The following is a 220-nucleotide window of genomic DNA, read 5'->3' as shown; positions in this document are numbered from 1 at the left end:
GACAGCAAAGCCGAGCATTACTAATTGCCCGTCAACTTTCATTGTCACGTGACACGTTAAGGATGTTATATACGTTTAGCCTTAAACAGAATTAGTTTTGAGACAGATTGTTTTTTCAGTTTGTGCTTCATGCAAGACCTGATATAAAAAGAAATTCAGGTGACTATAGCACGAAGGTTCCACCTCTTCCCATTCCGAACAGAGAAGTTAAGCTTCGTCA

The 220-nt window shown here is 39.5% G+C and carries 1 rRNA gene; it reads left to right on the top strand.

Annotation, left to right across the window (positions count from 1 at the left end):
- Positions 1–155: 155 nt before the first annotated feature.
- Positions 156–220: ribosomal RNA gene (gene rrf / locus H6A61_RS15760) — 5S ribosomal RNA — on the top strand; the annotation flags it as partial.

It is taken from the genome of Bacteroides caecigallinarum (assembly GCF_016901995.1).
GTDB lineage: Bacteria > Bacteroidota > Bacteroidia > Bacteroidales > Bacteroidaceae > Phocaeicola > Phocaeicola cellulolyticus.
Note: the sequence above shows the minus strand (reverse complement) of the source record. Positions and strands in the feature narration are given on the sequence as shown.